Origin of the sequence: Ralstonia sp. 24A2 (assembly GCF_051783885.1) — a bacterium.
Lineage (GTDB): Bacteria > Pseudomonadota > Gammaproteobacteria > Burkholderiales > Burkholderiaceae > Ralstonia.
Genome location: NZ_JBPVZD010000001.1, coordinates 17,281 through 39,016, shown reverse-complemented (window position 1 = coordinate 39,016; position 21,736 = coordinate 17,281). Strand labels below are relative to the sequence as shown.

Sequence of the window (21,736 nt, the reverse complement as noted above, 5' to 3'; positions counted from 1 at the left end):
CCGCAGCGGCGCAAGTCGGGCGAACGGTGGAGAGCGGGCTGCCGCCGGGTGGCGGCTCGCGGCTCAGATGCGGTAGGCGGCGGTCGTCATGACGCGCGACGCAGCACGCATGGCCTGGCGGATGGGCTCGGGTAGATCGATGCCGCCGGCCTGGCGGGCGTTGTCGCCGTGGCGGATTTCGTCGTCGCGCATCTGGGCGACGATGGCACGCGAGCGGGTGTCCTGTTCGGGCAGCTTGTCGAGATGGCCATCGAGGTGGTGCTCGACCTGGTGTTCGGTCTCGGCGACGAAGCCGAGGCTGATCTTGTCGCCCAGACGGCCAGCCAACGCCCCGATGGCGAAGGCGCCCGCATACCACAGGGGGTTGAGCAGGCTCGGGCGGTCATTCAGCTCCTGCAAGCGCTGGGCACACCAGGCGAGATGGTCTTCCTCCTCGCGGGCGGCTTCGTCGAGCTGCGCGCGGATGGCTGGATCACGCGCAAACAGCGCCTGCCCCTGGTACAGCGCCTGGGCGCACACCTCGCCTACGTGGTTGACGCGCATCAGGCCGGCGGCATGACGACGCTCAGCCTCGGACAGTTTGGCTGCCTCGTCTTCAGAAGCAGCGGATGCGACGACGGCGTCTGCTGGGTTCGGTCGGCTGGCGCGGGTGATGCCGGCCACGGCGCGCAGGGCGCGGTCGAATTCGGGAAGGAAGTTGTCGAGCATGCAGGTCGATCCTGAGATCAGGCACGCCGCCAATCGCGTGCGGCGCATGCGCCATTGTACGACCCCAGCCCGGCACGACCTTGCGCCCGATCAGAATCGGGATCACCAAACACAACTGTACGGGATAACCCTGTTGGCACCGTGATCGCATCTAAAACTGCGAGGAATCGCAAGCGCACATCGCATTTCTATTTCCGAATCCGAAACAGCCTGTTGCCCAGATCAGACAGCAAACGCGCGTTTGCGAACATTCGTTCGCAAATTTCGACCGCGCTTTGAAACGCATTGCTACATTAATCAGCGACTTCACTTGAAAGTCGTGGGGCGGGGGACGGGAACGGAGGGTCTGCCTGCCACCAAGTTCAATAAATAAAGATCTGGAGACCGACCGATGAAGAAATCGCTGCTGGCATTGGCAGTGCTGGGCACGTTTGCGGGTGTTGCGCAGGCTCAGTCGAGTGTGACGCTGTACGGCGTGGTCGACGCGAACGTCGAATACGTCAACCACGAGCAGAACGTAACGGCGGCAGGGATCGCCATTCCGGGCAGCACCGGTTCGCGCCTCGCAATGCAGGCAGGCGGTCTGTCTTCCAACCGTTGGGGCTTGCGCGGCGTGGAAGACATCGGCGGTGGATTGAAGGCGCTGTTCGTGCTGGAATCGGGTTTCGGCATGGACACCGGCACGCTGCAACAAGGTGGTCGCCTGTTCGGGCGCCAAGCCTTCGTGGGTCTCCAAGGTGACTGGGGCAAGGTCACGCTGGGCCGCCACTACACCACGATCTTCGACATGATGGCCAACTTCTCGCCGAGTGGTTACGCCACGCAGTGGGAACCGGTGGTCGGTCTGCTGGGCCCGAACTTCCGTGAAGACAACGTGATCAAGTACACCGGCGCGTTTGGTCCGCTGACGGTGGAAGGCCACTGGGCGTTCGGCGAGCGTGCCGGCAGCACCACGGGCAACTCGGGCTACGGTGTCGGCGCCAACTACTTTGCCGGCCCGTTCGGTTTGGGCGTGGCATATGACGAAGTGAAGGTGCTGTCGGTGCAGGAACTCACCGGCGCAGCACCGGGCAACGCCTACGGTCGCGACAAGCGCGCTGCCGTTGCCGCCAGCTACACGGTGGGCCCGGTCAAGGTGATGGGCGGCTACCGCTACGGCAACACCGAGGCGCCGCCGTCTGGCACTCCGGCGCTGACGCCGCACCGCGACGACCTCTACTGGCTGGGCGTGAACTACCAGGCCACCACGGCCCTGGGCTTCACGCTGTCGTACTACTACGACAGGATCAAGGACGCGACCATCGGCGGCGTGACGGTCAATCCGCGCAACCCGCAACAGTGGAACTTCATCGCCGACTACAACTTCTCCAAGCGCACCGACGTGTACCTGACGGCAGCCTATTCGCGTAACGCGTCACTGAACTGGGATTCGATCGGCTACGTGAGCACGCCGGGTGGCCAGATGTCGGTGGGCTACCTGCCGGCCGCATCGCAGACGTACTTCATCACGCCTGACTCGAACAGCCAGCTGGGCGTGGCGATTGGTGTGCGCCACAAGTTCTGACGCGCACGGTTGTTTTTGCCCGCCGCCCCTCTCCTTGGCGGGCGCAGGAAGGCACCTTCGGGTGCCTTTTTGCATGGCCGCGCGCTATGCTCTGGCGAGCCGCCGGCGCATGGCGGGCGGCCCCTATAACGACAACAACGCGAACTCCACGGGAGACCTGCATGTCCTCTTCGACGCCCTCGACCTTGGCGGCACCCGCCGCCGACGCCGCCACCCAGACGAGTCGCTCGCGCATCGTCTTTGCGAGCTTCATCGGCACGGCCATCGAGTTTTACGATTTCTACGTCTATGCCACCGCCGCGGCGCTGGTAATCGGGCCGGTGTTCTTCCCGCATGGCTCGGCCACGGCGCAGGCGCTGTCAGCCTTCGTCACGTTCGGCATCGCCTTCATTGCGCGCCCGATCGGCTCGTTCCTATTCGGCCACTTTGGCGACCGGATCGGGCGCAAGTCGACGCTGGTCGCATCGTTACTCGTGATGGGCATCTCGACCACGCTGATCGGGCTGGTGCCGGGGTATGACAGCATCGGCACCCTCGCGCCGGTTCTGCTGTGCGTACTGCGCTTTGGCCAGGGTATTGGCCTGGGCGGTGAGTGGGGCGGCGCGGCGCTGCTGGCCACTGAGAACGCGCCCGCAGGCAAGCGCGCATGGTTCGGCATGTTTCCGCAGTTGGGGCCGTCGGTGGGCTTCCTGGCCTCGAACGGGCTGTTCTTCGGATTGGCGGTCGCCCTGTCGGACGAACAGTTCCGTAGCTGGGGCTGGCGCGTACCGTTCCTGGTGAGCGCGGTGCTGGTGGCACTGGGCCTGTATGTGCGCTTGAAGATCGCCGAGACGCCGGCCTTCCAGGCCGCCATCGATCGGCAGGAACGCGTGAAGGTGCCGGTTGCCGAACTGCTGTCGCGCCACTGGTGGCCGACACTGCTGGGCGCGCTGGCCATGGTGGTCTGCTACACCCTGTTCTACATCTCGACGGTGTTCTCGCTGTCGTATGGCGTGAGCACGCTGCACTTCTCGCGCCCGGAGTTTCTGGGGCTGCTGTGCCTGGCGGTGGTGTTCATGGGGCTGGCAACGCCAATCTCGGCCCTGGCGTCGGATCGTTTCGGGCGCAAGCCGGTGCTGATCGTCGGCATCATCGCGGCCATCTTGTCGGGCTTCACGATGGCACCGCTGCTGGGCAGTGGGTCGACGCCGCTGGTGGCGCTGTTCCTCATCATCGAACTGTTCCTGATGGGTGTGACCTTCGCACCGATGGGTGCGCTGCTGCCGGAGCTGTTCCCGACCCACGTGCGCTACACGGGCGCGGGCGTGTCGTACAACCTGGGCGGCATTCTCGGTGCATCGATTGCACCGTACATCGCGCAGGTGCTGGCCTCACAAGGTGGCCTGAGCTGGGTGGGCATGTATGTATCCGTGGCCGCGGCCGTCAGCCTGATCGGTGTGCTGTGCATGCGCGAGACGCGGGATGCGAGCTTGATGTAAGTCCGCACCTATCAGCCAGCGTGCTTAATCCCAAGAGTGCGAGCCAGCGCGCCCACGTTTGATGTCGCTACGGGCGCGTTTGCCATCCAGACGGCGGATCTTGGAAGCGCGCGTGGGCTTGGTGGCAATACGCGACTTGGGGCTAGACAGCCCGGTCGCGATGAACGCGGCCAGACGTTCACGGGCGTCCTGGCGGTTGCGGTCTTGGGTGCGAAACCGTTGCGCATCAATCACGAACACACCCTCGTCGGTCAACCGCCGGTCGCGCTTTGCCAACAGGCGAGCGCGCACAACATCCGGCAAAGAAGGCGACCGGGCGATGTCAAAACGCAGTTCCACCGCCGTCGAGACCTTGTTGATGTTCTGCCCACCCGCTCCGCTCGCGCGCACAAACCGCTCGACCAGTTCCGACTCCGGAATGGACAAATGGGGTGTGATCTTGAGGGCTGAGCCGGGCATTGAGGGATTGTAGGGGAGCGAGCCGTTCTAGGCCTGGTTGGCCGTGACATCATGGCGCACCACGACAAAGCTGTTCGAGCGCGTGCAAAATAACGCCTTTGCATTCGCTCGAATGCGCGCCAACCGAGCCTTCCCGGAGATCCACGCATGTATCACGGAGAACGTTTCAATGGCTTCAGCCACTTGGCCGGGGCCATCCTTGCCGCTGCCGGCATGGCAGTGCTGGTGACATCGTCGGCGCTGCACCACGATGCCTGGAAGGTGGTCAGCTCCGTGGTCTACGGCACCACGCTGGTCCTGCTCTACACCATCTCGACGCTGTATCACAGCCTGCGCGGCCCGGCCAAGGGCGTCTTCCAGCGCCTGGACTATTGCGCCATCTACCTGCTGATTGCCGGCAGCTACACGCCGTTCGCACTGGTCACGCTGCGTGGCCCCTGGGGCTGGACACTGTTCGGGGTTAACTGGGCGCTGGCGGCCATCGGCATCGCGCAGGAACTCTGGATCGGCCGCCGCACGCGCCTGTTCTCGCTGCTGATCTATGTGGTGATGGGTTGGCTGGTGCTGATTGCCATGGGGCCGCTGGCGGCCGCACTGCCCGCGCCGGGCCTGTGGTGGCTGGTGGCGGGCGGTGCGCTCTATACCGCGGGCGTCGGGTTCTTTCTCTTCGACGAGCGCGTGCGGCACTTCCACGGCATCTGGCATCTGTTCGTGCTCGCGGGCAGTGTGTGCCAGTTCATCAGCATCCTGCTGTACGTCGGCTGATCTGCCGCATCTGCAGGCACCGCGATATTTCAGCCCCGATACGCAACGAGAAAGTATGAAGCCGGCGCTCTGGCCTTGCGGCGATTTCTCCAACAGACGCAGAAAACGGTCTACCGGAACCGCGAGTTCCAGCCGACCTTGCTGCGTAAGCAGATCGACTACAACGTCGGCCTGCTGCCGTTGGACTATCGCGCGGGGTTCATCGACGCGCTGGGCGTGTATGTGCAGCTCACCCTCGAGGGGTGCCAACTCGATCCACGAGACTGGGATGTCCTGGCAGCGGTGAAGCAACAATAACGATAAGAACATCTTGGCGCTTTCCCCGAGGACGGGCGGGGAAGCTATCGGCCATCACCAAAAAAAGATCGGGTATCCGCATTTGCTGGTTGATGCCCTCATTGCATGCTGCAATGCAAGAGTTGAGGAAATCGGAAACATGATTTCAAAGGAGAGGCGTGCGTCCCAGTTCGACCCGAAGCTGACCTTCGAGCTCGCCGAAAGCAGTCATTCAACTCACTCAAGGCGCGCTGTGCCTTATTGATTAGGGCTGCAAGTTCCGGGTTGTCGCCCCACCCCGTCCTCAGCAGGCTTTGCACTGCGACCGCGATTCGTTCCAGCGTATCGCCAAGGTGTTGCGCGAAAGCACGCGCTCGGGGGCTCATGTCGCCCCGCGATGGGTAAACGATGTAGAGACCCTGCAGAGTGGCGTCCTGCAGTGGTGGGGGAATCTCCACCAGCGTGCCGGCTGCAAGCGCGTCCGCACACAGATGCACGGGCAACGTCGCCGCGCCCTTGCCACGTATCGCCATCTGTTTTAGCAAACCAAGGCTGTTCGCCACGACCCTCGCCTGCGCGCCCGCGGCGCGATCGGCGCGAGGGGAAAAAGCGAGCGAGCCGAGCTGGGCGAATGAGTCGGACACTGTCGCCGTGCGGTCAGCGCGATCACCATCGCCGCGTCTTGCGAGCCATGCCGGGCTGGCGAATGCGCCCATGCGGAAACTGGCGATGCGCCGGGCGACTGCGTCGTTGCTCCCCGGCTTGCCTCCGCGTATCGCGAGATCAAACTTGTCACCGACGAAATCCACCACGTCGTTGCTGGCGTGTACCTCGACGCGCACTCGCGGGTGGCTGTCGAGAAAGGCGGCAATGGCATCGGCTAGCACGGCGTCCGGGAAGTCGAGCGGCACACTCAGGCGGATCGTGCCAGACAGCGTCTCGCCTCGGCTGAGGCCGCGTTGCTCGGCGTCGCGCAATGTCGCAATGGCACTCGCAACGCTGGCGTGCCATGCCTCGCCTTCGTCTGTCAGTGCAATCCGGCGGGTCGAGCGCCGCAGCAAACGCACGCCGAGTCGCGCCTCCAGTGCTGCAACGCGTGCACTGACGGTCGAGCGCGGTACACCTAGCTCGCGCGCGGCGGCGGCGAACGAGCCGCAATCTACGACAGCTACGAACGCCAGCGAGCCATTGATATCCATTGTCCATTCCGTTGACGGAAGCCGCCATTCTAGCGGTCTTATCGAAGTTGTCGCGAGGGTGCAGACTGGCGCTTCCAACCACGCGTGACCACTCCCATGAAAACCGCCATCTTCACGCCCTCGGGCGTACTATCCTTCGCCAACATGCAGACCCGCGTGATCGCCGGAACGGCCGACGCAGACACGGGCGGTATCGACGCTCCATACACAGTGATGGAAATGCGAATCGGAACACGCGGAGGTGCACCCGCGCATCGCTCACTGGACGAGGACAAGACCTTTGTCGTGCTGGAGGGCTTGCTCGAATTCCAGATCGGCGAGACCGTTCAGAACGTATCCCCGGGAGCAGTGGTTACGGTCGCGCGCGGCGACGTGCACGGCTTCAACAATCAGGCAGACGGGGATGCACGCTTGCTGCTGATATCCGCGCCGGCAGGTCATGACGCATTCTTTCGCGCGATGGCTGCGCTGCCGACGCCCCACGATATCGAGGCAGTGCGGCGCGTCTGCGAACAAAATCGGCAGGTGATCGTGGGCATATGAGCACGGATGAGATCACGCACGAACTGTGTTGTGCTACCGGTTCAGCTTCGGATGGCCTGAGCCGGTCTGTCGAGGGTTTTCCATCGCCTTCCATTGACGTGGATGTGTCGCGAGAGCGCAAACGGGACTATATCGACAACCTCGGTCAGAGAGGCTCACGTTAGTGAGTTTCCTGCCAGGAATAGGCTAGCAACATAGCTTGCCAATGGGACGCCAAGAACAATGTATGGAGGCCGGCGAAACCAGTACACCGTGCCAAGCACAACAAAGCTGACGATCGTGGTCAGGCCGACAGCGAGTAGGAACGACGAACCGAAAAGCAGTTGGCTGTGTTTCGCAGCAAGAAAACCATAGAACAACCCGAAGAGCATCAGCGCAATACTGTGGCTCGCATTGAACCCAGTCCAGCAGCTCCACATGTCGGTGCGCTTTAGCAGGGCGAGTGGGGTTTGCTTCATACGCACGCGAAGATCCGGATCTTGAGGGTTCAGCTTGCCGGTCAAGGTCAGGACGAGATGCAGCATGCCGACACAAAGCAGGTATCCGGCGCTGATGAGCATGAGCGTATTGGCTGTCATGGGGGCGCTCCTAGAGGTTCCGACATTGGCACACTGGTAGTGGCTCCCGATGGAGTCGCGGGCGTAGCGACGTGCTTGGATGGCGCGATTCGCACTGCATTACCTTCTTGCGCCAGCCCCCTCGATGAAGAGTGTGGTGATGGAGCGAAATTCGTTCTCAAGAGACAGGCCCGGTACGTTCAGCCAGCGTAGCAATGCCCCTAGGTATAGGTGGTGAAACCAAGTGGCGAGCTGATCAGCGGGAGACTCTTTACTGAGTTCGCCGCTTTGCTGACCGGCAGCAATGAGATGCTGCCATGCGAGAGCGATGTCACTGCTGTCTGAGTGGACATTCTGGGTGTCTGGCGCACCGACGCTGAGGAGCCGATGCCGAAGATAGGCCATCAGGTGGTCAGGGTGCTTCTCGCACCATTCTGCCGACGCGCGCAATACACACGTGATGCGCGAACGGAACGTTTTGCATCTGGCAATGCTGCTCTGTAGGCTGGCCAAGTCTCGTTCCAATTCAGCGTCGATCCAGTATGCAAGAAGGGCCTCTTTGGTCGGGAAGTGGTTGTATAGCGTCCGTTTTGCGACGTCTGCCTCCTCAGCAATCCGCTCCATCGTCACGGACTCGTAGCTTAGAGATTCAAACAGGTTCGCTGCTGTGTTGGCTAGATGCTCCAGCATCTGCTTGCGCTTGCGTTCGCGACGCCCCAACTCGTCGGGTGTGGATTTCATGGCGCAAGTCCCTCTATCTGATATACGACGCGAAATTGTATGCTCTGCATACAGTCTCCCGTCCAGTGTCCTCCCCGTGGCGAGGCGCGTTCATTTGCGAGCGCTGAAAGCGTAGAAACTATCGCCGGGAATCAGCCGTATAGAATCGATTTCTTTGTACCCGGCCTGTTTTAACTGATCAATCATCTCCGCCTTTTCAGGCAGTCTCCCGCCGTGCAAATTGGAGGCCCCCCAAAGGTTCAGCGCATCGATACCAAGATTGCCGCCTTGGCAGCATGTGGTGAGTAGTAGAGAACCGTCTGGTTTTAGGAAATTTCTAATCCTTTCAAGGACTCGAATTCTTTCATCGACGGCGAAGTAGTAGATGTTGTTATGGAGCGTAGCTACATCAAAATCGGGCGTGACAGGTGTCGTTCGTATATCCCCGACATCAATGTCGACATGGTTGTGGATTCCCCAGTCTTTCAGGTTCTCTCTTGCGACCTGGGCTACGCCTTCTTGCAATTCCAGACCGACCGCGGTCAAGAGTGGGTTGCGCGCCGCAGCATGTCGGATGTAGACCCCAGAGCCACAACCAATTTCAAGCAACTTGCAGGGCCGTGAACTGGGCAGGTATCGTTTGATGGCCTCTAAAACAAACGGCTCCAGTGCGCGAGAAGATCGTGCAGTCAGTGAACCATTCTGGTTGTCGAGCGGCCACAACTCACCTTTGCGGAGCTTCTCCGGTGTTTCTGTGATGAGGCGATAGTGCAGGCTTCCAACCTCTTGCAGCAGTGCCAGAGTCGCGTCGTTCTCTGGCAGTGACAGCTTTCTAGCCAATCCGGTAAGCACATAACCTTCGTCAGTCAAGGCGAGTACCTTCAGCCTGCAGCCCATCTGTAACCAACTTTCCAACGCTTCCGCCGTCTTTGCATTACCCGCATAAACCAATGCAAGTTTCTTGAAAGGCGCTGGGCCAGACGATAGCTGATCCATCGCTCCACAATGCTTCAGGGCGGCTAAGTAAGTGAGCGTGTAGAACGGTCGATACAGCGCATTTGCCCGTATTGCCGTTCGTAGCTTTCCCTCTTTGAGAAGAGTCAGGAATGGTGTGATCGAAAGCATGTGGCTCCTTGCCTACCGTTTGAATGTTGGTCGTGGCCTGTCAGGGCTGTCGGCCTGCAGCGAATAGTTAGCCTCGCGGGTTGTCAGAGCCGCAATGGTTCGCCATCGGTGGGAAACGTTTGATGTGCTTTCCAGTCGTTATCGCTCCGCGTCAGTCGCACCGAATTGAGGCCCAGTGGAGCGGGCGCAATCCCCCGCATGCGTGACCACAGTTCAACCCAAGTGGGCTCGCAGGTCACAGTGATCACATGGGGGTCGTCCGGCCCGTTGGGGAACCAGGTGCGCAGCGATTCCTTCCAGATGCGTTGTTTCAGTGCGGTCTCGGCGGAGACTGTGGGGAGGGTCCCAATCGTTACGTACCCTCGGTCAGTCATGCTGAGGAAGGACAGGCTGACCATCTTCCCTGCGTGAATCTCCAACGCCTTGCGAGTTCTCGAGTCAGTCATGAAACGAATCGTGAGGTCGTTCCCGATCTCCAGAATTTCAACGACTCTGGAGTTGATCTGACCGGAAGCATCGTTGGAAGACACAAAACAGAGCGTGCAATTGCTGACGATTTCGTGCGCGTGTTGAAGGAGTTGGCTTGCATTCATGATGATGTACGGCAGCGTTTCAGGAAGACTCCACAAGCCAAGCAAGCTCAGCAGCCAGAAGTGAGGTGGCGAGTGTTCTTGCTCCTGCATTGGGATAGGTCGTCACCTCTTGAAATCGAGCGTCATGGATGTGGGTTCCCGGACGACATCATCGTGGTGTCCATCTCTACGGAGGTGAGATACGTGGCGACGTGCAGGCCTGCTCCAAGAGCGAACACTGCAACCATGATCCAACTCAAACGTGTTCTGGCAAACAGAGTGGGTTGTGCAATCGTCCTCAGCAGCCAAAATCCGCCTCCTGACAGCGCAAGCGACCCCTGGATTGGTGCAGTGGCCAAGCCGAGCGACACCCCATAAACGGCGAGCACGTAACTCAGCATCACGTTAAGTGTCTGGGTAATGCTCTGATTGAGCCTCCCGCTGTTCCTGAGTGACTGCGGCCACTTGAGCCAAGACCAGAAGGTCAAATGGAACAAGGCGAAGCCAAGGTCGTAAATGACACTGAGTGAGGTCGATAGCGTTTGATGCACTGATGTGGCTCCAAGGGGTATCAGAGGTCTCGCGTAGCGTCAGGTCCTGCCACAGGTGTCAATCGGCTCAGCCGGCAACAACATGAAATGCACTTCGTTCAATAGTATACGTCGTGCACATTTATGGCAACTTGCATCAAGCGGGGTCGTTGTATCCGACTAGCGACGAAAGACGGGCCTTTCATCCATCCCCGAGAGGTCCCTATGTCTAGTAGTGAGCAGACGACGCGAAAATCGCGTCGTATCCCTCCCCACCACCTCGCACCAACTACGAACTCGGCGCAATCGCCGGGCGAGATTTCAGGCTCTTGCGGAATTGGCTTCCAACATCTGTTGCAAGACCGTTGCCCCTTCGCGTATCTCCGACGGTGGAACACAGGCGAAACCAAGCAGAAGTCCGGACGCGGGAGGGGACCAGCGCGCGGCACTTGATGCATAGCAAATCGAAAGCGGGAGCACAGACAAGTTTCTTTCGGCGGCCAGCTTCGAGAATTCGACGTCGTCTACCTTGCTCTGGAAGGCGAGGGCGATCTGCATTCCGGCGTTGAACGGGCCGGGCTCCAGACCTCCACTCAGGCGGCTTCGCACCGCGTCCAGCAGAACCTGCCGCCTCTCGTTGTAGAGCTCCCGCGTTCGCTTGACGTGACGGTGAAAATGCCCTTCGGAGATGAAATCGGCGAGCACCCGTTGTGGCATTGACGCCGTTCGGCGGTCGATCAGCGCCTTGCCTGGCTTGACCACATCCACGAGTGCGGGCGGCACGACGATATAACCCAACTGAAGACCGGGGAATATCACCCACAACGTTTAAAACGTTATGTCGCTACAGGCGAAATTCCGCCCGAATACCGAGGCAGATACGGAACACACCATCACGTGGCTGAATGCGTCTGGTCTTGCAGCTGTCACCACTTTGGATGAGCTACACGAACTCGGTGACTTCGAACTCCAGCTTCGAGACACACCACCAGTTCTCTCATACCTGTCCCAACTGGGTGATCTTCTATCCATCTCCCGTATCACACCTCAGGGACTAGCGTTCTACCTGACCGACATTCCCCTATGGCTCAACGTTCCAGAGAAGGAGCGCCGAACGACTTCGGACTGGGCAGATGGTTTTCTCTTCTGCCCGATGAGCAACGTCATTTGCTTCAACCTGTTTGGCAACATCTATGCGGCGCGACCTGAGAAGTGATCCTGGCATACGGGGTAGGTAAGAGCCATTTGTTGACCCTGCACGACAGCAAACAATCGAAAAAAAAAACCGCGACGAGTCGCGGCTTTTTCTTTGCAACTACGCAGACTCAGGCACGCTTCTTCATCGCCTCGTCGCGCAGTTCACGGCGCAGGATCTTGCCGACGTTGGTCTTCGGCAGCTCGTTGCGGAACTCGATGAACTTCGGGCGCTTGTAGCCGGTGAGCTGTTCCTTGCAGAACTCCTGCAGCTTCTCCTCGGTGAGCGTCGGATCACGGCGCACCACGAACAGCTTGACCACCTCGCCCGAGTGCACGTCGGGCACGCCCACGGCGGCCACTTCCAGCACGCCCGGGCACATTGCCACCACACCCTCGACTTCGTTCGGGTACACGTTGAAACCCGACACCAGGATCATGTCCTTCTTGCGATCGACGATCTTGGTGTAGCCGCGCTCGTCCATCACGCCCACGTCACCGGTCTTGAAGAAGCCGTCGGCGTACATGACCTTGGCGGTTTCGTCCGGACGCTTCCAGTAGCCGGCCATGACCTGCGGACCGCGGATGCAGATTTCGCCCGCCTGGCCGATTGGTAGATCGCGGCCTTCGTCGTCACGGATGGCGATTTCGGTGCCCGGAATCGGCAGGCCGACCGTGCCCGAAAATTTGTCGGTATTGGTCGGGTTGCAGATGGCTGACGGCGAGGTTTCCGACAGGCCATAGCCTTCGATGATCGGGCAGCCCGTCACTTCCAGCCACTTCTTGGCCACGGCTTCCTGCACCGCCATGCCGCCGCCGTTGGCCACGCGCAGGTTGGAGCAGTCGACGCTCTTGAATTCCGGGTTGTTCAGCAGCGCGTTGTACAGCGTGTTCACGGCCGGGAACATGTGGAAGCGGTACTGCTTGAGCACCTTGATGAAACCCGGGATGTCGCGCGGGTTCGGGATCAGCACCGCCAGCCCGCCCTTGCGCATCGACAGCAGGCAGCACACCGTCAGCGCGAAGATGTGATACAGCGGCAGCGCGGTAATGGTGACGATCTCTTCGTCGGCGGCCAGCATGCGGCCATCACGGCCCGGCTTGGTGAGCGCCGGGTTCATCCACGCTTCGGACTGCAGCACGTTGGCAACGATGTTCCGGTGCAGCAGTGTCGCGCCCTTCGACACGCCAGTGGTACCGCCCGTGTATTGCAGGAAGGCCACATCGTCGGGGCCGACGGAGGTCGGCTTGAGCGTCAGCTTGGCGCCCTCTTCCATGGCGGTGTTGAAGCGGATGCAGTTGGGCAACTCCCACGCCGGCACCATCTTCTTGACGCTGCGGACGACGAAGTTGACCAGCATGCCCTTGAGACCGCCGAGCAGATCGCCCATGCTGGCCACCACAACGTGCTTGACCGGTGTGTTGGGTAGCACCTGCTGCAGCGTCGTCGCAAAGTTCTCCAGGATGACGATGGCTTCAGCGCCGCTGTCCTTGAGCTGGTGTTCCAGTTCGCGCGGGGTGTAGAGCGGGTTAACGTTGACGACCACGTAGCCGGCGCGCAGCACGGCAGCCAGCGCCACCGGGTACTGCAGCACGTTGGGCATCATCAACGCGACGCGGGCGCCGGGTGCCAGGCCACGCGACTGCAGCCAGGCCGCCAGTTGACGCGACAGCGTATCGATCTCGCCGTAGGTCAGGACCTTGCCCATGCACTCGAAAGCGCGGCGATTGCGGTTCTTCTGAAAGGAATCTTCAAGCAGATGGGCCAGCGATCGATACTGCGACGCGTCGATCTCGGCGGGCACCCCAGCGGGGTACTGCTTCAGCCACGGTTTATCCATGGGCGTGTCTCCTGGCGATTGTCGATTTTTTCGAATGGTCGTTCGATTTTTTCCGCATCGTACGCGGATGTTTGTGTCAAAACAATAACTTAGACGGTTCCCTCAGCCCATCAGACACGCTTGAAAGGGGTGCAGAAACCGCCGCTGGCATCACTTTTGCGTAGCCGCACCATCCGCGCCGATCAGCGTCGGCGGCGCCAATGCCCGCAGCGCAGCTTCACGCTTGGGCTTGGGCTCACGCGCCATGGTTTTGACGTCGGCGTAGAAGCGCGCCCAATCCCCGCCGTCACGGTGATACAGCGCCGTGAACGCCGGCACCCACTCCAGATAACTCGCCACTGCGCCCAGATGCGCATTCGACAGCGGCTGCGCAAACCAGCGGTCGTAGCCGGTATAACCGCCCCAGCTTGCTTTGAGCTTGGCGTAGTCCGCCTGCAGGCTCGCGAAGATGGCACGTTTGCCGGCGCGCTTTTCATCGTCTGATACGGGGCTGGCGTACAGCGTTTCGAGCCGGTTGCGATAGTCCAGCAACAGGGCGCGGAATTGTACGCGGCGGGCGTCATACGTGGCGTATTCCGCACGGATTTCGGGCGTTGCAGCATCAGCCAACCAGCGTTCAACGCCAATCGTCTCGACCGTGGTAGCGAAGGATTCGTTGAAGGCCGTATCGCCCTTGGCGTAGACCACCTGGTGCGCCAGCTCATGAAAAATCAGCCGCGCCAGCTCGCCCTCGGGCAGGCCGACGAAGGTGTTGAGCAGCGGGTCATCGAAATAACCCAGTGTGGAATACGCAGGAATCCCGGCCACATCCACGTCCAGGCCCTGCGCGCGCAGCGTGTCGGCGTAGGCTGTGGCGGCATTGCGGTCGTAGTAGCCGCGATACGTGACGCAGCCGACCACCAGGAAGCACCACTCCTTGAGCTTGACCGACAGCTCCGGCGCGGCAAACACGTTCCACACCGCGAAGGGGCGCTTGAGGTTGGCGTAGACGCGGTAGCTGCCGTTGTCGGGCAGCCCCAGCTCGCGCGAGGCGTAGATGCGGATGCTGCGGGCATCCTCCAGGCGTGAGGCGAGCTTGTCGTTGTGCGCTTCGCGTGCGCCGGCGATGGCGTCGTCAAGCGACTGCCGCTGCGCCATCAACGACAGGTGCCCGGTGACCGACTGGTAGTAATAGCCGACGGTTTCGCAGCCGGCCAGCAACGCCGACGCAGCCAGCAACACCACGAGGCATAGCGCGCGCATGGCCCGCATCAATACCCCGTCAGGCCGCTTTCGCTGCCGGCGCAACCTCCACCAGGCAGTCGTAGAACGTCGGCGCGCGACCCATGTCGGTCAGGCGCTGGCTGGTCAGCTCGTTGGCGTTGGTGCCGTCGGGCGCCAGCTTCTTCCACCAGATCGACAAGCCGACCACCACGCCGCGCCGGGCGCGATCCGTCACGCGGGCGCGGGCCTGCATGGTGCCGCGATCGTTGAAGATACGGACCAGTTCGCCATCAGCCACGCCGCGCGCCTGGGCGTCGTCGGGGTGGATATCGAGGTGCGGCTCGCCCTCGGTGCTGCGCAGGCTGTCGACGTTGACGAACGTCGAGTTGAGGAAGTTGCGCGCCGGCGGCGAGATCATCGACAGCGGGTAGCGGTTGGCCAGCTCCGGCGTGCTGATGGCCGATTCGTACGGCGGCACGTAGCCGGGTAGCGGGTCCAGGCCGTCCTTCGCCATCAACTCGGAATAGAACTCGCAGCGCCCGGACGGCGTGCGGTAGCCGCCGTGCGCAAGCGGTGCAGCCGGATGCGCGAGCTTCTGCCACCCCTCGCGCTTGAGCGTGGCCCAGTCGATGTGCGCGGCGACAGGGTCGTCACGACGGATGGCCTGGGCGGCAATCTCATCGTCCGAGTCGGCAAAGCAGGCGTCAGCAAAGCCCATGCGCTGCGCGAGACGGCGGAAGATCTCCGTGTTCGGCAGCGACTGGCCCATCGGCGCGATGGCGGCGTTGTTGGCCAGCACATAGGTGTGGCCGTAGGCCTTGTGCACGTCCACGTGTTCGAGCTGCGTGGTGGCGGGCAGCAGGATGTCGGCGTAGTCGGCGGTGTCGGTCTGGAAGTGTTCCAGCACCACGGTGAACAGGTCTTCGCGCGCAAAGCCAGCCGCCACCTTGCGCGAGTCCGGCGCCACGGCGACGGGGTTGCTGTTGTAGACGATCACGGCCTCGACCTTCGGGCCGAACGACGCATCGCCCACATGAAGCAGCGCATCGCCGATGGTGCTCATGTTGATGGTGCGCGGTACGGCAGGCCAGCTTGGCAGCAGGTCGGGCCGCTGCAGCTTGGCGTTGTCGACCGGGAAGAAGCCCGAGGTCGACAATTGCAGCCCGCCCGCCTTGTTACGCCACGCCCCCACCAGCGACGGCAGGCACGCCGCTGCGCGCACGCCCTGCCCGCCGCCATGGGCGCGCTGCATGCCGTAGTTCAAGCGGATGGCCGCCGGCTGCTTGTCGCGCACGACCGTCGTGCCGTACAGCTTGGCGAGCCACTCAATGTCAGCCGCGTCGATGCCGCACAGCGAGGCCGCGTATTCCGGCGTGTACTGCTGCGCGCGCTCGCGCAGCGCGTCAAAGCCCAGCGTGTGGTTGGCAATGTAGTCGTGATCGAGCAGGTCTTCGCGGATCAGCACATGGATCATCGCCAGTGCCAGCGCCGCATCGGTGCCCGGGCGCACGGCCAGGTGGCGATGGCACTTCTCGGCTGTCAGCGAACGATACGGGTCGATGGCGACCAGCGTGGCACCGTTGCGCTTCGCTTCCTGCGCGCGCGTCCAGAAATGCAGGTTCGAGGCGATGGGGTTGGCGCCCCAGATCAGGATCAGCTTGGCGTCCTGCACGTGCTCGATGTCCATGCCGAGGCTCGCGCCGTACGTGTAGCGCAGTGCCGTCGCGCCGGCCGATGCGCAGATCGTGCGATCGAGCAGTGATGCACCCAGCTTGTGGAAGAAGCGCGCGGCCATGCTCTCGCCCTGCACCAGACCCATCGTGCCGGCGTAGCTGTATGGGAGGATGGCCTGCGGGTTGCGCGATGCGATCTCGCCCAAGCGCGTTGCGATGGTGTCGAGCGCCTCGTCCCACGAGATCGGTGCGAACTTACCCTCGCCCTTCGCACCCACACGCTTCATCGGCGTGAGCAGGCGGTTCGGGTGGTAGGTGCGTTCCGCGTAGCGGTTGACCTTGGTGCAGAGCACGCCCTGCGTGGTCGGGTGATCCGGGTCGCCCTGCACACGCGTGGCGCGGCCGTCTTGCACGGTGACGAGCAAGGCGCAGGTGTCGGGGCAATCGTGCGGGCAGGCGGCACGGATGACTTGGGTGGACATCAGGTGACTCCGGAGTGGGGTGGCGGCCGGGTCGTCAACACAGCCGCTGTAATCCGGAAATTGTAATCGCGCTAGACCTTGCGCAGCGGCGTCGACCCACGCGTGACCAGCCGGCCCGTCAGCAACACGCGCCGCGTTGGCAAGTCAGGTTGCGCCAGCCGCTCCTGCAGCATCGTCATTGCCATGCGGCCAATGTCGTACACCGGCTGCTCGATCACGGTGATGCCGGGGCCGGCCAGTTCCGTCCAGGGCTCATTGTCGAACCCCGCCACGGCAATATCGCGCGGCACTTCCAGCGACAGGCGACGCAGCGCCCGCAGCACACCGAGCAGCGATTGCGCGTTACTGGCGACCAGTGCGTCGGGGTGCTCGCCGGCGGATAGCCACGCCAGCGTCTCGGCTTCGGCCGCTTCGGCGGTGGGCAGGATAAGGCGCGACTCGACAGTCAGACCATGGCGCGCCAGTGCGGAGGCAAACCCGGCCTGGCGCTCAGCGCCTGTACTACTGGTGCGCCCGAACAGCCCGCCGATGCGGCGATAGCCCTGCGCGGCCAAGTGCTCGGCCAACCCTTGCGCGGCCTGCCAATTGTCGAGCACGACGGCGTCGACGCCGCATGCCGGGCCGGCACGGTCGATCAGCACCACCGGGTAGCCGAGGTCCACCGATTGCGGCGCCTCGGCAATGCCGCGCGTGGGCGACAGGATCACGCCAGTCACGCGCTCCTCTTCCATCAGGCGCAGGTACATCGCCTCCTTCTCGGGGTCTTCGTCGGTGTTGCACAGGATCACACGCAGGCCGGAGGCGTAGGCGGCGTCCTCCACCGCGCGGCTGACGCCGGTGAAGAACGGGTTGCGGATGTCCGACACGATCAGTCCAACGGTCTGCGCCTGCTGCGAGCGCAGCCGCCGCGCCGACAGGTTCGGCCGATAGCCGGACGCCGCCACCGCCGCATTGACCCGCCGGCGCAGCGCGTCGCTCACCGGGCCGCCGGCCAGCGCCCGCGACACGGTCGCCACCGACACCCCCGCCGCCGCTGCGACATCCTTGATCCGAACCGTCATGCTGAAATCGTTTCCACAGAAAACTGCATGATAGCGAAAGTCGACACCCCACCAATGCCGGCGATGCTCAGGGAAAACCCCGTAAACATTGCCATACCCGTCACTTTGCGCCGCATCGCACATTGACACTCCAACTGTAATCGATTTCAATTCGCCATCATTGACGACACGCATGCCGCGCCCTGAGAGCGCGGCAGCCGCAGGAGACCCCGCCGCATGGCTTCCGCCCTGATCTGCGCCGAACGCATCCGTCTGCACCAGTCCGCCACCGACAAGAACAGCGCCATCCGCGCCGCCGGCCAGTTGCTGGCGGAATCCGGCTGCATCGACCCCGCCTATATCGACAGCCTGCTGCGCCGCGAAACGGTGGCCAATACCTTCCTCGGCCATGGGGTCGCCATTCCGCACGGCATGGGCGAAGACCGCCACCTGATCCGGCAGACGGGCATTGCCGTGCTGCAGTTTCCCGAGGGGCTGGAATGGCACCCGGGGCAAATCACGCACCTGGTCTTTGCGATTGCCGCGCAATCCGACGAGCACATCGCGCTGCTGCGCCGTCTCACGCGCCTGCTGAACGACGAGGTGCGGCTGCAGCAACTCTTCACCACACACAACGCCGAGGACATCGTCGCCGCGCTCTCAAGCGACACGCCCGCCCCGGCCGCCAGCGCCCCCGGCACCGATCTGGCCGAGCAACGCACACTCACGCTCGACTACCCGAGCGGCCTGCACGCGCGCCCGGCCGCGCAGTGGGTGGAGGCCGCACGCCGCTTTGCCGCGCGCATCCAGATCCGCCACGGCGACGAAACGGCGGATGCCAAGAACCTCGTGGCGCTGCTGCAATTGGGCGTGGCCGCAGGCGCTAAGCTAACGCTCTCGGCGGAAGGGCCGGATGCCAGCGCGGCGCTCGACGCCTTGCAACACACCATCCGCAGCCTGACCACGCAGGAGCGCGCCCAGGCCGCCCGCGACAGTCAAGCCGCACGCACGCGCCAGACCGCGCACGGCTGGCAGCCCGACGCCGCGTTGCCCGCCATCGGCGGTATCGGCGCGAGCCCGGGGCTGGCGATCGGCACCATCCACGTGTTGCAGCATGGCGCGGCGGTGGTGCCCGACCACCCGGTCGCGCTTACCACGGGCGGCGATCTGCTCGACCAGGCTTTGGCCGCTACGCACGCCGAACTGGCCGCCCTCGCCCGCGACACCGCTGCCCGCCTGGGCGATGCCGAAGCCGGCATCTTCAAGGCGCAAGCCGAACTGCTGGGCGACACCGACCTCATGACCCTCACCTGCCAAACCATGGTGGAAGGCCACGGCGTGGCGTGGTCCTGGCATCACGCGGTGGAGCGCCTGGCCGAACGGCTCGCGGCCCTAGGCAACCCGCTGCTGGCCGCACGCGCGGCTGACCTGCGCGACGTGGGCCGCCGGGTGCTAGGCCATCTCGACCCGACGCTGCGCAGCGCGGCGCAAGCGCTGCCCGACACGCCGTGCATCCTCGTCGCGGCCGATCTGTCGCCGTCGGACACCGCCGCGCTGGACACGCAACGCATCATCGGCATCGTGACCGCGCAGGGCGGGCCGACCTCGCACACCGCCATCCTCACGCGCACGCTGGGCATCCCTGCCGTGGTGGCGGCGGGCCCTGCGGTGCTGGATGTGGCGCCCGGCACGCAGGCCATCGTTGACGGCACGGGCGGGCGGCTCGTGCTCGATCCCGATGCCGCCAACATCGCCAGCGCACGCGCCTGGCTGCAGGAGGACGCCGCGCGCACGCAGCGCGAACAAGCCGAACGCGGCCAGCCGGCACGCACGCGCGACGGCCACACGGTGGAGATCGCCGCCAACGTCAACCTGCCCGCGCAGGCCACGGAAGCCATCGCGCTCGGCGCGGAAGGCGTGGGCCTCATGCGCACCGAATTCCTCTTCCTGGAGCGCGACCACACCCCCGATGAAGACGCGCAATACGCCGTCTACGCCGACATGCTCCGCGCGCTTGATAGTCACCCTCGCCGCCCCCTGATCGTGCGCACGCTCGACATCGGCGGTGACAAGCAGGTGCCGCACCTGAACCTGCCCAAGGAAGAGAACCCCTTCCTGGGCGTGCGCGGCGCCCGCCTGCTGCTGCGCCGGCCCGATCTGATGGAGCCGCAGTTGCGCGCGCTCTACCGCGCTGCACGTGACTGCGGTGATGGCAGCGCCCTGTCGATCATGTTCCCGATGATTGCCGGGCTGGACGAGGTGATCGCCCTGCGCGCCGCCTGCGAGCGCATCCGCGCAGAAGTCGGTGCGCCTGCCGTGCCGCTGGGCATCATGGTGGAGGTGCCGGCCGCCGCGCTGCTGGCCGATCGGCTGGCTGAGCACGTCGACTTCTTCTCCATCGGCACCAACGACCTCACGCAATACACGCTGGCGATCGACCGCCAGCACCCCGACCTCGCGGCGGAAGCCGACAGCCTGCACCCGGCCGTGCTGCGCCTGATTCGCCAGACGGTGCAAGGCGCCGCGCGCCACGACCGCTGGGTGGGCGTGTGCGGCGGGCTGGCGGGCGACCCGTTCGGTGCGCTGCTGCTCACCGGCCTGGGCGTGCATGAGCTGTCGATGAGCCCGCGCGACATCGCGCCCGTCAAGGCGCGGCTGCGCGAGACGCATTTCTCGGCACTCTCCGCGCTGGCCGAGCGTGCCCTCGCCTGCGCCTCGGCAGCCGATGTGCGCGCGCTGGAAGCCAGCCTGCCGACACAGGCCACCACCAGCAAGGAGATGGCCGCAGCATGAACATGAGCAACAACGCGCGCATCGTCACCGTCACACTCAACCCCGCCATCGACATGACCGTCGTGCTGGAGCGGCTGGAGCGCGGCCGCGTCAACATCGGCCACAGCGTCACGCAACAGGCCGGCGGCAAGGGCGTCAACGTGGCCGGCTGCCTGGCCGATTGGCAAGTGCCCGTAATGGCCACCGGCCTCTTGGGCGACGCCAATGCCGAGCTGTTCGAAGCCCTATTCGCGCGCAAGGGCGTGCTGGACGGCTTCTGTCGCGTGCCGGGCAGCAACCGCACCAACATCAAGATCAGCGACCAGGCCGACGGGCAGACCACCGACATCAACCTGCCCGGCATTGCCGCCACTGCAGCCGATCTGGAAACGCTGATCCAACGCATCGACACCATCACCCGTGGCGCCGACGTGGCTGGCGTGGCACTGTGCGGCAGCCTGCCGAGCGGTCTGCCCGCAGACACCTACGTGCAGTTGCTCGCGCAGTTGAACCAGCGCGGCATGCGAACGTTGCTCGATACCAGCGGCGCACCCCTCACGCAGGCACTCGCCGCACCACGCGACGCACTCCCCACGGCCGTCAAGCCGAACCGCCACGAGTTGGAGGCGTGGGCCGGCGCCGCGCTGCCCACGCTGGCCGACGTGATCGACGCCGCGCGCGGCATCCAGGCACGCGGGGTGGCGCAGGTGATCGTCTCGCTGGGTGAAGACGGCGCGCTGTTCGTCACTACCGAGGGCACGTGGCAGGCCAGCCTGCCACCGGTGCGCGCGGCCAGCACGGTTGGCGCGGGCGATGCCATGGTGGCCGGCGTGCTGGCCGGCTGGCATGCCGGTGCCACCACAGAAGACACCGTGCGCCTGTCGGTGGCGTTTGCGGCCTGCAAGCTGCAGCGCATTGGCCCGCACCTGCCCCCGCCCGCCAAAGTGCGCGAGCAGGCCGCCGCCGTGCGCATGCAACGCGTGGCTTGAAGGCACACAGCCCAGGCACGCAGTCCACATCATCAAGGAGCCGACC

The 21,736-nt window shown here is 63.6% G+C and carries 19 protein-coding genes and 1 pseudogene; 8 read left to right on the top strand and 12 right to left on the bottom strand.

Annotated elements, in window-relative coordinates; genetic code table 11:
* Positions 1 to 63: 63 nt before the first annotated feature.
* A complete protein-coding gene (gene coq7 / locus ACS13N_RS00170) occupies positions 64 to 708 on the bottom strand; it encodes a 2-polyprenyl-3-methyl-6-methoxy-1,4-benzoquinone monooxygenase (RefSeq protein WP_438929806.1) in 645 nt (214 codons plus the stop codon).
* Positions 709 to 1,099: 391 nt separating this feature from the next.
* On the opposite strand from coq7, the gene ACS13N_RS00165 reads away from it, so the two are divergent.
* A complete protein-coding gene (locus ACS13N_RS00165; RefSeq protein WP_438929805.1) occupies positions 1,100 to 2,272 on the top strand; it encodes a porin in 1,173 nt (390 codons plus the stop codon).
* 161 nt (positions 2,273 to 2,433) lie between these two features.
* Entirely contained in the window at positions 2,434 to 3,750 is a 1,317-nt protein-coding gene (locus tag ACS13N_RS00160) for an MFS transporter (protein ID WP_438929804.1), read from the top strand.
* Positions 3,751 to 3,774: 24 nt separating this feature from the next.
* Here ACS13N_RS00160 and arfB read toward each other — a convergent pair whose 3' ends face one another.
* Positions 3,775 to 4,209, bottom strand: coding sequence for an alternative ribosome rescue aminoacyl-tRNA hydrolase ArfB (gene arfB, locus ACS13N_RS00155; RefSeq protein ID WP_438929803.1), 435 nt, complete (start codon positions 4,207 to 4,209; stop codon positions 3,775 to 3,777).
* Between the two features lie 147 nt (positions 4,210 to 4,356).
* On the opposite strand from arfB, the gene trhA reads away from it, so the two are divergent.
* Complete coding sequence (gene trhA, locus ACS13N_RS00150; RefSeq protein WP_438929802.1) at positions 4,357 to 4,974, top strand: PAQR family membrane homeostasis protein TrhA; 618 nt, start codon at positions 4,357 to 4,359, stop codon at positions 4,972 to 4,974.
* Between the two features lie 75 nt (positions 4,975 to 5,049).
* Positions 5,050 to 5,271, top strand: a complete 222-nt coding sequence (locus ACS13N_RS00145; protein ID WP_438929801.1) for a hypothetical protein — start codon at positions 5,050 to 5,052, stop codon at positions 5,269 to 5,271.
* A 98-nt stretch (positions 5,272 to 5,369) separates the two neighbouring features.
* On the opposite strand, the gene ACS13N_RS00140 is transcribed toward ACS13N_RS00145, so the two are convergent.
* Positions 5,370 to 6,449, bottom strand: a complete 1,080-nt coding sequence (locus ACS13N_RS00140) for a LysR family transcriptional regulator (protein WP_438929800.1) — start codon at positions 6,447 to 6,449, stop codon at positions 5,370 to 5,372.
* A gap of 96 nt (positions 6,450 to 6,545) precedes the next feature.
* Between ACS13N_RS00140 and ACS13N_RS00135 the strand changes: the two genes are divergently transcribed.
* Positions 6,546 to 6,992, top strand: a complete 447-nt coding sequence (locus ACS13N_RS00135; protein ID WP_438929799.1) for a cupin domain-containing protein — start codon at positions 6,546 to 6,548, stop codon at positions 6,990 to 6,992.
* A 155-nt stretch (positions 6,993 to 7,147) separates the two neighbouring features.
* On the opposite strand, the gene ACS13N_RS00130 is transcribed toward ACS13N_RS00135, so the two are convergent.
* The 5 genes from ACS13N_RS00130 to ACS13N_RS00110 form a co-directional block, all read right to left on the bottom strand.
* Positions 7,148 to 7,570, bottom strand: coding sequence for an LIC_13387 family protein (locus tag ACS13N_RS00130; RefSeq protein WP_438929798.1), 423 nt, complete (start codon positions 7,568 to 7,570; stop codon positions 7,148 to 7,150).
* Between the two features lie 99 nt (positions 7,571 to 7,669).
* The gene (locus tag ACS13N_RS00125) at positions 7,670 to 8,290 is read right to left on the bottom strand and encodes a TetR/AcrR family transcriptional regulator (RefSeq protein WP_438929797.1); all 621 of its coding nucleotides are present in this window, start codon (positions 8,288 to 8,290) and stop codon (positions 7,670 to 7,672) included.
* A gap of 90 nt (positions 8,291 to 8,380) precedes the next feature.
* Positions 8,381 to 9,394 (bottom strand): SAM-dependent methyltransferase, encoded by a 1,014-nt coding sequence (locus ACS13N_RS00120; RefSeq protein ID WP_438929796.1) that lies wholly within the window; start codon positions 9,392 to 9,394, stop codon positions 8,381 to 8,383.
* A gap of 83 nt (positions 9,395 to 9,477) precedes the next feature.
* The gene (locus ACS13N_RS00115) at positions 9,478 to 10,077 is read right to left on the bottom strand and encodes a pyridoxamine 5'-phosphate oxidase family protein (RefSeq protein WP_438929795.1); all 600 of its coding nucleotides are present in this window, start codon (positions 10,075 to 10,077) and stop codon (positions 9,478 to 9,480) included.
* Between the two features lie 740 nt (positions 10,078 to 10,817).
* Positions 10,818 to 11,294, bottom strand: a complete 477-nt coding sequence (locus ACS13N_RS00110) for an aminotransferase class I/II-fold pyridoxal phosphate-dependent enzyme (RefSeq protein WP_438929794.1) — start codon at positions 11,292 to 11,294, stop codon at positions 10,818 to 10,820.
* A gap of 40 nt (positions 11,295 to 11,334) precedes the next feature.
* Between ACS13N_RS00110 and ACS13N_RS00105 the strand changes: the two genes are divergently transcribed.
* Positions 11,335 to 11,712: a hypothetical protein gene (locus ACS13N_RS00105; protein WP_438929793.1), complete on the top strand. Its 378-nt coding sequence runs from the start codon at positions 11,335 to 11,337 to the stop codon at positions 11,710 to 11,712.
* Positions 11,713 to 11,821: 109 nt separating this feature from the next.
* On the opposite strand, the gene ACS13N_RS00100 is transcribed toward ACS13N_RS00105, so the two are convergent.
* From ACS13N_RS00100 to ACS13N_RS00085, 4 genes and pseudogenes are all read right to left on the bottom strand, one after another.
* A complete protein-coding gene (locus ACS13N_RS00100) occupies positions 11,822 to 13,531 on the bottom strand; it encodes a long-chain fatty acid--CoA ligase (RefSeq protein ID WP_438929792.1) in 1,710 nt (569 codons plus the stop codon).
* A 76-nt stretch (positions 13,532 to 13,607) separates the two neighbouring features.
* Positions 13,608 to 14,782, bottom strand: a pseudogene (locus ACS13N_RS00095) (aminopeptidase).
* A 10-nt stretch (positions 14,783 to 14,792) separates the two neighbouring features.
* On the bottom strand, positions 14,793 to 16,889 hold the full coding sequence (locus tag ACS13N_RS00090; protein ID WP_438929791.1) for a molybdopterin-containing oxidoreductase family protein: 2,097 nt from the start codon (positions 16,887 to 16,889) through the stop codon (positions 14,793 to 14,795).
* Positions 16,890 to 16,960: 71 nt separating this feature from the next.
* Complete coding sequence (locus tag ACS13N_RS00085) at positions 16,961 to 17,950, bottom strand: LacI family DNA-binding transcriptional regulator (RefSeq protein WP_438929790.1); 990 nt, start codon at positions 17,948 to 17,950, stop codon at positions 16,961 to 16,963.
* A 216-nt stretch (positions 17,951 to 18,166) separates the two neighbouring features.
* Here ACS13N_RS00085 and ptsP point away from each other — a divergent pair, with 216 nt between their 5' ends.
* Together ptsP and pfkB are read left to right on the top strand one after the other, a co-directional pair.
* Complete coding sequence (gene ptsP, locus ACS13N_RS00080) at positions 18,167 to 20,722, top strand: phosphoenolpyruvate--protein phosphotransferase (RefSeq protein WP_438929789.1); 2,556 nt, start codon at positions 18,167 to 18,169, stop codon at positions 20,720 to 20,722.
* Between the two features lie 2 nt (positions 20,723 to 20,724).
* Entirely contained in the window at positions 20,725 to 21,690 is a 966-nt protein-coding gene (gene pfkB, locus ACS13N_RS00075; protein ID WP_438930576.1) for a 1-phosphofructokinase, read from the top strand.
* The last annotated feature ends 46 nt before the right edge of the window (positions 21,691 to 21,736 follow it).

Bases quoted from the DNA above. Each gene is read 5' to 3' on its own strand.
- ACS13N_RS00165 (WP_438929805.1), top strand. From the start codon at position 1,100: ATGAAGAAATCGCTGCTGGCATTGGCAGTGCTGGGCACGTTTGCGGGT.
- ACS13N_RS00125 (WP_438929797.1), bottom strand. From the start codon at position 8,290: ATGAAATCCACACCCGACGAGTTGGGGCGTCGCGAACGCAAGCGCAAG.
- ACS13N_RS00100 (WP_438929792.1), bottom strand. From the start codon at position 13,531: ATGGATAAACCGTGGCTGAAGCAGTACCCCGCTGGGGTGCCCGCCGAG.
- ACS13N_RS00130 (WP_438929798.1), bottom strand. From the start codon at position 7,570: ATGACAGCCAATACGCTCATGCTCATCAGCGCCGGATACCTGCTTTGT.
- pfkB (WP_438930576.1), top strand. From the start codon at position 20,725: ATGAGCAACAACGCGCGCATCGTCACCGTCACACTCAACCCCGCCATC.
- ACS13N_RS00090 (WP_438929791.1), bottom strand. From the start codon at position 16,889: ATGTCCACCCAAGTCATCCGTGCCGCCTGCCCGCACGATTGCCCCGAC.
- ACS13N_RS00105 (WP_438929793.1), top strand. From the start codon at position 11,335: ATGTCGCTACAGGCGAAATTCCGCCCGAATACCGAGGCAGATACGGAA.
- arfB (WP_438929803.1), bottom strand. From the start codon at position 4,209: ATGCCCGGCTCAGCCCTCAAGATCACACCCCATTTGTCCATTCCGGAG.
- ACS13N_RS00115 (WP_438929795.1), bottom strand. From the start codon at position 10,077: ATGCAGGAGCAAGAACACTCGCCACCTCACTTCTGGCTGCTGAGCTTG.
- trhA (WP_438929802.1), top strand. From the start codon at position 4,357: ATGTATCACGGAGAACGTTTCAATGGCTTCAGCCACTTGGCCGGGGCC.
- ACS13N_RS00085 (WP_438929790.1), bottom strand. From the start codon at position 17,950: ATGACGGTTCGGATCAAGGATGTCGCAGCGGCGGCGGGGGTGTCGGTG.
- ACS13N_RS00140 (WP_438929800.1), bottom strand. From the start codon at position 6,449: ATGGATATCAATGGCTCGCTGGCGTTCGTAGCTGTCGTAGATTGCGGC.
- ACS13N_RS00160 (WP_438929804.1), top strand. From the start codon at position 2,434: ATGTCCTCTTCGACGCCCTCGACCTTGGCGGCACCCGCCGCCGACGCC.
- ACS13N_RS00120 (WP_438929796.1), bottom strand. From the start codon at position 9,394: ATGCTTTCGATCACACCATTCCTGACTCTTCTCAAAGAGGGAAAGCTA.
- coq7 (WP_438929806.1), bottom strand. From the start codon at position 708: ATGCTCGACAACTTCCTTCCCGAATTCGACCGCGCCCTGCGCGCCGTG.
- ACS13N_RS00135 (WP_438929799.1), top strand. From the start codon at position 6,546: ATGAAAACCGCCATCTTCACGCCCTCGGGCGTACTATCCTTCGCCAAC.
- ptsP (WP_438929789.1), top strand. From the start codon at position 18,167: ATGGCTTCCGCCCTGATCTGCGCCGAACGCATCCGTCTGCACCAGTCC.